Annotated in this window: 6 protein-coding genes and 1 pseudogene; 2 read left to right on the top strand and 5 right to left on the bottom strand. The window is 61.7% G+C overall.

Annotation, left to right across the window (positions count from 1 at the left end):
* Positions 1-123: 123 nt before the first annotated feature.
* From EN750_RS07980 to EN750_RS07970, 3 genes are all read right to left on the bottom strand, one after another.
* The gene (locus tag EN750_RS07980; RefSeq protein WP_127267925.1) at positions 124-1,245 is read right to left on the bottom strand and encodes an ABC transporter permease subunit; all 1,122 of its coding nucleotides are present in this window, start codon (positions 1,243-1,245) and stop codon (positions 124-126) included.
* Entirely contained in the window at positions 1,238-2,161 is a 924-nt protein-coding gene (locus tag EN750_RS07975; protein ID WP_127322904.1) for an ABC transporter permease subunit, read from the bottom strand. The genes EN750_RS07980 and EN750_RS07975 overlap by 8 nt, the downstream gene beginning before the upstream one ends.
* Before the next feature lie 164 nt (positions 2,162-2,325).
* Positions 2,326-3,918, bottom strand: a complete 1,593-nt coding sequence (locus EN750_RS07970) for a peptide ABC transporter substrate-binding protein (protein ID WP_127396104.1) — start codon at positions 3,916-3,918, stop codon at positions 2,326-2,328.
* A 390-nt stretch (positions 3,919-4,308) separates the two neighbouring features.
* Between EN750_RS07970 and EN750_RS07965 the strand changes: the two genes are divergently transcribed.
* Together EN750_RS07965 and EN750_RS07960 are read left to right on the top strand one after the other, a co-directional pair.
* Complete coding sequence (locus tag EN750_RS07965; protein WP_127396103.1) at positions 4,309-4,743, top strand: TadE/TadG family type IV pilus assembly protein; 435 nt, start codon at positions 4,309-4,311, stop codon at positions 4,741-4,743.
* A complete protein-coding gene (locus tag EN750_RS07960) occupies positions 4,744-6,525 on the top strand; it encodes a TadG family pilus assembly protein (RefSeq protein WP_127396102.1) in 1,782 nt (593 codons plus the stop codon).
* Between the two features lie 11 nt (positions 6,526-6,536).
* On the opposite strand, the gene EN750_RS07955 is transcribed toward EN750_RS07960, so the two are convergent.
* Entirely contained in the window at positions 6,537-8,156 is a 1,620-nt protein-coding gene (locus tag EN750_RS07955; protein ID WP_127396101.1) for an alpha-glucosidase family protein, read from the bottom strand.
* Positions 8,143-9,106 (bottom strand): annotated as a pseudogene (locus tag EN750_RS07950) (glycogen debranching enzyme GlgX); the annotation flags it as partial. The gene EN750_RS07955 and the pseudogene EN750_RS07950, both read right to left, overlap by 14 nt.

Here is a 9,106-nt window from a genome sequence, read left to right as displayed (position 1 = left end):
GCATTGACGTGGATGCTGATGCCCTTCACCGCCTCGACTGCGCCGTCGAGCGTGCGGAAGCGGACACGCAGATCCTTGACGCTGAGGATCGTTTCGGAAGCAGCCATCTTAGCGATCCCCATCTTATCGATCTCTCGGGTCCAGTGCGTCGCGCAGGCCGTCGCCGACGAAGTTCAGCGCGAACAGCGTCGAGACGAGGAAGAAGGCGGGAAACAGGAGCAGCCAGTTGGCGGTGCCGATGTTCTTGGCGCCGACCGAGATCAGCACGCCCCAGCTGGTCATCGGCTCCTGCACGCCGAGGCCGAGAAACGACAGGAAGCTTTCCAGGATGATGACCTGAGGCACCAGCAGCGTCATGTAGATCACCACCGGGCCGAGCAGGTTGGGGATGACGTGGCGCAGCAGGATACCGCGCTGGCCGACACCCATGGCTTCCGCCGCCTGGACATATTCCTGCCGGCGGATCGACAGCGCCTGGCCGCGCACGATGCGCGCCATGTCGAGCCACAGCACGGCGCCGACCGCCAGGAACATCAGCACAAAGTTGCGGCCGAAAAACACTACCAGCATGATGACGAAGAAGATGAAGGGCAAGGAATAGAGCACGTCGACGATGCGCATCATCACCTCGTCGACCTTGCCGCCGGCAAAGCCGGCAGCGGCCCCGTAGACCACGCCGATGACCACCGCCACGACACCCGCGAGCAGGCCGATGGCCAGCGATATGCGCCCGGCCATCAGCGTGCGCGACAACAGATCCCGGCCGGTGTTGTCGGTGCCGAACAGGAAATATTGCTGCTTGATCGAGGCGCTCATCGTCACTTCGAGACCGTCGGGCGACTTGCTCTCGATCTTGGTGCCGTCAAAGGCATCGGAACGGTCGAGATAACGGATGTTGCGATCGTCGATCGGCCTGGTCGACTTGACGGTGACGAAGACCTGGTTGCCTTCCTGCCGCCACTCCTTGATGTCGACCCGCATGCGCTTGATCGCTTCGGTGAGCGCCGTCTCGATCATGTCGGCCTTCGGATAGGCTGACAGGCTTGGCGGCATACGCACATAGTCGGCATAGATGGTGGTGTATTGATGTGGCACGAACCACGGCCCGAACACGCTGACGACACCGATCAGGGCAAGGTAGTACAGGCTGAACATGGCGGCGCGATTGGCCTTGAGCCGCGCCCAGGCATCCCCCCAGAGCGAACGGCCGATGACGGTGGGGGCTGTGGCTGCGATGTCAGTCATAGCGCACCCTCGGATCGACGACCGCGTACATGACGTCGACGATCAGGTTGAAGACAATGGTAAAGATGGCGATCACCACCACCGTTCCCATCACCAGCGTGTAGTCACGATTGAGCGCGGCATCGACGAAATAGCGGCCGACGCCTGGAATGGAGAAGATCGTCTCGACAATGACCGAGCCGGTCAGCAATGCCGCCGCCGCCGGACCGGTGAAGGAGACGATCGGCAGGATGGCACCGCGCAGCGCGTGCTTGACCACCACCGACCAATCGGACAGGCCGAGCGCGCGCGCCGTGCGGATGTGGTGGGACCGCAAGGATTCGATCATCGAGCCACGCATCAGCCGGGCGACGATGGCGATCTGCGGCAGAGCGAGCGTCAACACCGGACCGACCTTGTTGATGAAAGCGCCATCGCCCCACCCACCGATCGGCAGCAGCCTCCAGGTCAGCCCGAACAGGAGTTGGATCACCGGCGCGATGACGAAGGTTGGGATGGTGCTGCCGGCCGTCGCCAGCGCGATCACCGTATAGTCGCCAAGCTTGTTCTGGTTAAGCGCCGCAATGGTGCCGAGCACACAACCGAGCAGCAGCGCCAGGACGAGCGCCGAGGCACCGAGCTGAACCGATATAGGCAGGCCCTTGGCGAAGAGTTCGGTGACGGTGAAGTCCGGCATGTTGTAGCTCGGGCCGAAATTGCCGCGCAGCAGATTGCCGAGATAATGGACGAATTGCAGCCAGAGCGGATCGTTGAGGCCGAACTGGGCTTCGAGATTGGCCCTGATCTCGGGGCTCAGCCCCCGCTCCTGGTTGAATGGGCCGCCCGGCGCGACGCGCATCAGGAAAAACGCCATGGTCACGATGACGAACAGCGTCGGGATGGCGGTCAGAAGCCGCCGTAATACGTATCGCAGCATCGGTGCCCCGCTTGACCCAGAGCAACGCGCGTCCAGTTGGACGGTTGCGCCCTAGCCTTCAAATCTTCGCACCGACATGCCGAAAATCGATTCCGGTTCCCGGGCCGATGCGATGGCAAACCAGCACCGCCGCGCATCGAGTTGCGCGGCGGCCCAGCTAAGGATCAGTCCTTGCTGATGAAGCGGGACGGATGGATGTCCATCACATTGTCGTCGAAGCCATGCAGCTTCGAGGAAACGATGTCGTGGAAGCTGTAGTAGAGAAGCGGAATGTTACCGACGTCATCGACAAGGATGCGCTCGGCCTCAGTGAGGTCCTTCATGCGCTCTTCCGGCTTGCCGCCGGCAGCCGCAGCCTTGTCCATGGCCGCTTCATATGCCGGGCTGACATAGCTCGAATAGTTGTTGCCGCTGGCCTTGCGGGTGATGCCGAGGAAGGTCTCCGGATCCTTGTAGTCGGCGATCCAGGCGGCACGCGCCACGTCGTAGTCGCCCTTCTGCTCGAGGAAGGAGTAGTGGGTCTTGGTGTCGGTGTTGACGAGCGAGACGTCGATGCCGAGCGGCTTCAACTGTTCCTGGATGGCGACGGCCGTGTTCTTGTGGTTTTCCGAAGTGTTGTAGCGGATCTCCATCTTCAATGGATGCTCGGGCGTATAGCCGTGTTTCTCGAGGGTCTTCTTGGCAGCGTCCTCGCGGTCGATCTGCGACATGTCGGCGTATTTGGCCATTGCCGGCGTGTAGCCCGCGATGCCCGGAGGCACCATCGAATAGCCAGGCAGCATCGAGTTCTGCCAGACCTTCTCAGCGAGGAAGTCGCGGTCGATCGCCATCGAGATGGCGTTGCGCAGTTCGACATTGTCCCAGGGCGCCTTGTCGGTCTTGATCGCATAATAATAGGTGCCGAGATAAGGTCCGACGCGGACCTGGTCGCCGAACTTGGTCTTGAGGTCAGCGAGCTGTTCGGTCGGCAGGTCGCCGTAGCTGTCGAGTTCGCCGGCCTCGAACCGCTTCATTGCCGATGAGCGGTCTTCGGTCGGGATATAGTTGACGACGTCCATCTTGACGGTCGCGGCGTCCCAGAATTTCGGATTCTTGACCAGCTTCAAGTGGTCGTTGGGAATCCACTCGGCCAGCGTATAGGCGCCGTTCGAAACGAGATTACCCGCCTTGATCCAGTCGGCGCCGAGCTTTTCGATCGAAGCCTTGTTGACCGGATAGGTGGCTTGGTGGGTCAGCATCTCCAGGAAGTAAGGCGTCGGCGCCTTCAGCGTGACTTCGAGGGTATTTGCGTCAATCGCTTTGACACCCATATCTTCCGGCTTGCCCTTCTTGGTGTTGACGTCCTCCGCACCCTTCACCGGGTACAGCATCGAGGCGTATTCGGCAGCGGTGGCCGGATCTTCCAGCCGACGAAACGAATAGACGAAATCGTCCGCCGTCACCGGGCTGCCATCCGACCAGAAGCCATCCTTGCGCAGCTTGAAGGTGTAGACAGTGCCGTCGTCGGACACTGTCCAGCTTTCGGCCGCGCCCGGAATGAGGTTCGTCTTCTGGTCATGCATGACCAGGCCCTGGAACAAGTCGCGTATGATATCGGCTTCGTAGACTGTCGAGGTCTTGTGCGGATCGACCGTCTCCGCTTCGGCGGCGCTACCTCTGTTATAGACGGTCTCGGCGAAAGCCGGCGTGTAGAACGTGCCGGCGGCCAGCGCCATGGTCGTGGCGAGCACCGTCGCCTTCAGCATGTTTTTCAGCATGAAGTTCTCCCTGTCGGCGCTGCCGTTGGCGCGCCTAGTAAGTGTTGACGCCCTGGAGTCGATATCTGACCCCTTTGAGCGCGCCGCTGGTTCCCGTCCTGCGGCTCGTGCCCAGACACTAACGCGGAGAATTTTTATTTCAACAGACTCTCTGGGTCACCCAAAGTAAGGCGGACGAAAGCTATGGCGTGGCCACTGAAACACCAGCCGAAACCAGAAGCTTGACTTGGTTTCTTCACCTAGACGCCATTTTTCACCGCGAATCGGAGCCATGCCAGTTTGCCGGAATGTCTTAATGCGTTCTTAAGCAACCTGGGGTTACATTATGAGTACCTTCTATATGGTTCGAACTTCAGACGCGTGGCGGCTATGAGTAACAGAGAAAGTAAATTGCCCAAAATCCGTCAATTAACGCGGAAATTTCAAGAAGAACGGGGCACTTCTGCGGTCGAATTTGCCTTACTTTCACCGATTTTCATTCTCCTTCTACTCGGAATGGTTGCGTATGGTATATACTTCGGCGCCGCCAACTCGATCCAACAGATCGCAGCGGATGCCGCCCGCACGGCAATTGCCGGATTGAACCAGACCGAACGCCAGACGCTCGTAGCCAGCTTCGTCAGCAACAATGCCGGCGGATATCCTTTCGTGGATGTCAGCAAGTTGACCTACCAGGCCAACGACAGCACGGCTGATGGAAGCCAGTTCGTGGTTTCCATCCAGTACGACGCCCGCAACCTGCCGATCTGGAACCTTTTCCCGGGCATAGCCATGCCCGGGACCACGATCAAGCGTCAGTCAACGATCAGGGTCGGGGGCATTTGAATGCTGCTGCACGCGTGCAATGGGATCGGCCGCCTTGCCCGGTTGATGCTGAGTGACAGGAAAGCGAACTTCACTGTCATGGCGGCATTGAGCGCGCCGGTGGCGCTGGCGCTGGCCGCGGTGGCCATCGACGAAGCTTCGATCTACACCGAGCGCCGCGAAGCCCAGGCAATGGTGGATTTGGCGGCGATCACCGCCGCCTCGAACATGACCAAAGTCAACACAGCGGTTGTCACCACGCTGACCGACAACGGCATGCCAGGGGTTGTCGTTCAAAGCTCGGGACAGACGATCGAGCCGTCGGCCGGCAAAACCGTCGTGACGGTCACGCCCGGGCGATATGTGGCATCCGGTGCCAATGTGGGCCAGCGTTTCCAGGCCAGCGTAACACCCTACAATGCCGTCCGTGTCACCCTGAAGAAGATCCCGGCCCGCTATTTCGCGAGTTCGCTGATCCCCACCCCCGTCATCGGCACCCAAGCCATCGCCAGCATGACGCCGCAGGCGACGTTCTCGGTCGGATCGAGGCTCGCCAGCCTCGATGGCGGTATCCTCAACGCGCTTCTCGGCGGACTTCTCGGCAGCAACATCTCGCTCAGCGTCATGGACTACAACGCGCTGCTCTCCGCGGATGTGAGCGTGCTCTCCTTCGTCGACGGCCTTGCCACACAGTTGAACCTGACCGGCGTGTCGTATTCGGATGTGCTGGCATCGAAGGCGACCGTCGGCCAAATCGCCACGGCCATGGCCAATGTGCCGGGGCTTGGCAACACGGCCAAGTTCGCCCTGCAGACGATCGCTTCCAAGTCGACCAGTACGGTCCAGATCCCGCTCAGTCATCTGATCGATCTCGGCTCCGTCGGCAAGTTGGGCCTCGGTCAAAAGCCGGCCGGCCTTGGCGTCGATGCCAGCGCGATGGGCATGCTGACCGCCGCCGCCGGACTGGCAAACGGTTCGAAGCAGGTCGACGTCGCCCTCGGCGCCGCCATTCCGGGGGTGCTGTCGACCACGCTCGCCATCGCCATCGGCGAACCGCCGCAATCCTCGCCGTGGCTGGCGGTTGGAGAAGCCGGCACCGTGGTTCGCACCGCGCAAACGCGCATCAAGCTGCTGGTCACGGTCGGCGTCGGCAATCCAAACCTGGGCGGCGGTATCAGCCTGCTGTCAGTCAAGCTGCCGCTGAATGTCGAAGTGGCCTACGCCGAAGCAAAGCTGACCGACATCAGTTGCCCGACCGGCCCCGACAGCCTGAAGGTTACCATTGCCGCGAAGCCCGGCATCGCGGCGGTGAACCTTGCCGCCAGCGATGCCGATAACAGCCCCACCGCCTTCGCGGATTTCAGCAACCCGCAGTCGTTCTCCGACGCCAACATCGCGGATGTCAGCCTCAATCTGCTGCTGTTAAAAATCCCGCTAATACTGGTGAAGGGTTCGGCGGGTGCCGACATCACCAACGTCAGCCCGACCAACCTGGTCTTCAACAAAACCGAGATCGCCGCCAAAACCATCAAGACGACGCCAACACGGGACATTACCCAGACGCTGACAACGTCACTGGTCGACAAGTTGTCGCTTTCCGTCAATGCGCTTGGTATCCTCGGGCTTGACATAACGGCGTTGCTCGGCACCGTGAAGCCAGCTGTGACGACGCTTTTGAAAACCGTAACGGCACCAGTCGACACATTGCTTTACAACCTGCTCGATACGCTCGGCGTGCATCTCGGCGAGGCCGATGTCCGGGTCACCGGCGCGACATGCGGACGTGCCGTGCTGGTGCAGTAACGGTCCGGGTATCAGTCGAGCCTGCCAAAAAAGACTCCGAGCGCTGGCAGCAAAAGCTCGGTCGTGACGATCGCGGTGCCATCCAGCTGTACAACCGCTCCGATATTCCCCGGCAACGGCCAATTGGCCGGTCCTCCAGCGAAATTGAAGACACAGAGCAGTCTTTCACCGCCGCCCTCGCGAATGAAAGCGAGCACGTCACCCTCGGCGTCGAGAAAGCGGATCGAGCCTGATACCAGAGCCTCATGCTCCCCGCGCAAGGCCAGCGTGGTCCGATAGGACTTCAGCACCGAGGCCGTGTCGGCATTCTGGACGTCGACCGCGCGGGCGCGATGGCTGGCCGGTATCGGCAGCCACGGCCTGGCCGTGGAGAAGCCCGCATTGTCGGCGCCGGCCTCCCAGACCATCGGCGTGCGACACCCATCCCTGCCCTTGACGCCTGGCCAGAAGCGGATGCCGACGGGATCGCGCAGATCCTCATAGGCCAGTTCCGCCTCCTCCAGGCCCAGCTCCTCGCCCTCATAGAGGCAGATCGAGCCGCGCAGGCAGGACAACAGCATGATCGAGAATCTTGCGACCGCGTCGGGATCGCTGCCCGGCCTTGTCCAGCGGCTGACATGGCGCACCACGTCATGGTTGGAGAACGCCCAGCAGACCCAGCCGTCGGAAACGGCCGCTTCGAAGGCTTCGACGCAGCCACGCACATGCGCGGCCGAGAACTGCGGACCGAGCAGGTCGAAGGTGTAACACATATGCAGCTTGTCGCCGCCTGACGTGTAGGCGGCGAGCGTCTGCAGCGAGCGGCCTTCATCACCGATTTCGCCGACCGCGGCGCGGTCGTCATATTCATCGAGCAGCGTCCTGAAGCGGCGCAGGAACGCCAGGTTTTCCGGCTGCGTCTTGTCGAACAGATGCTCCTGGTAGAGGTAGGTGTTGGTCTCGCTGTTAGTGCCGGCGACGCTCGACGCCAGGGGCGGATTGCTGCGCAGCCAGCGGTCATGGACATAGTAATTGACCGTATCGAGCCGGAAACCGTCGACGCCCCGCTCCAGCCAGAAGCGCACCGTGTCGAGAAGCGCGTCCTGGACCTCCGGGTTGTGGAAATTCAGGTCGGGCTGCGAGGCTAGGAAGTTGTGCATGTAGTATTGCCGGCGGGTCGAATCCCATTCCCAGGCCGGGCCACCGAACACCGAGAGCCAGTTGTTGGGCGCGCCGCCATCGGGCTTGGTATCGGCCCAGACATACCAGTCCGACTTGGGGTTATCGCGGCTGGCGCGGCTTTCGACAAACCAGTCGTGCTTGTCGGACGAATGCGACAGCACCTGGTCGATGACGATCTTCAGGCCGAGACGATGCGCCTCGGCGACCAGCGCATCGAAATCTTCGAGCGTGCCGAACACCGGATCGACATCGCAGTAATCCGACACGTCGTAGCCCATATCGGCCATCGGCGACTTGAAGAAAGGCGACAGCCAGACGGCGTCGACACCAAGCGAGGCGACATGGGCGAGCCTCGACGTGATACCCGCGAGATCGCCGCTGCCGTTGCCGGTCGTGTCCTGGTAGGAGCGCGGATAGATCTGGTAGATGACGCAACCGCGCCACCATCCGGTCTTGTCACTCGCCGCCATCGCGCTTCTCCCCTGTGCCGGCTTGCGCTCGTTCGATCATGAAGATCACCGCCCGTCCCGATATCGGTCGCGAGCTGTCCGCCGCATCCGGCGCTTCGATGGCTGGAGCCCAGAAGAATCCGTCTCGCTCAGGCAAGGTGAACATGCAGGCCCGGCGATCGCCGTTGATAAGCACCGCAAGACGGCGGTCATCCTCGGCGGCCAGGATCATGACCAGGCGGTACCGCTGCGGATCCTGCCAGCTCTGTTCGTCGAGCGGCGCGCCTGTCTCGGTCAGCCATGCGACGTCCGGTATCTCCGAACCTGCCGGTGGCTGGCCAGTGAGGAAGCTTGTGTCGGAAAGCGCCGGCATCGACCGGCGCAGCCTCGAGAGTTCCGCCGTGTAGCGCTCCAGCGCCTGGTCGCGGCCGGCCCAGTCGAGCCAGGTGATCTCGTTGTCCTGCGCATAGGCGTTGTTGTTGCCCTGCTGGGTACGGCCGAACTCGTCGCCTGCGGTCAGCATGATGGTGCCGCGCGAGGCAAACAGCGTGGCGAGCAGCGCGCACTGATCGTTCTGGCGAGACTCCCATACGGCCGGATCGTCCGCATCCCCTTCGACGCCGCTGTTCCAGGACAGGTTTTCATTGTGACCGTCGCGGTTCTGCTCGCCATTGGCTTCGTTGTGCTTGCGCTCGTAGCGCACGATATCGGCGAGCGTCATTCCGTCATGGGCGGCGATGAAATTGACGGTCCGACTGGCGTTTTGCCTGTTCGTTGCGAACACATCGGACGAACCGGCAAGCCGGGTCGCCAGCGCACCGACCATGCCGGCGTCGCCGCGCCAGAAGCGCCTGACGTCATCGCGATACTTGTCGTTCCATTCGAGGAATGGCGGCGGAAAATTACCGAGCTGATAGCCGTCGGAACCGATGTCCCACGGCTCGGCGATCAACACCCGATCGGCCAGCAGC

The sequence above is a fragment of the Mesorhizobium sp. M7A.F.Ca.ET.027.03.2.1 genome (assembly GCF_003999175.1).
Lineage (GTDB): Bacteria > Pseudomonadota > Alphaproteobacteria > Rhizobiales > Rhizobiaceae > Mesorhizobium.
The sequence above is the reverse complement of the archived record's forward strand: the minus strand, read 5'-3'. Positions and strand labels throughout refer to the sequence as shown.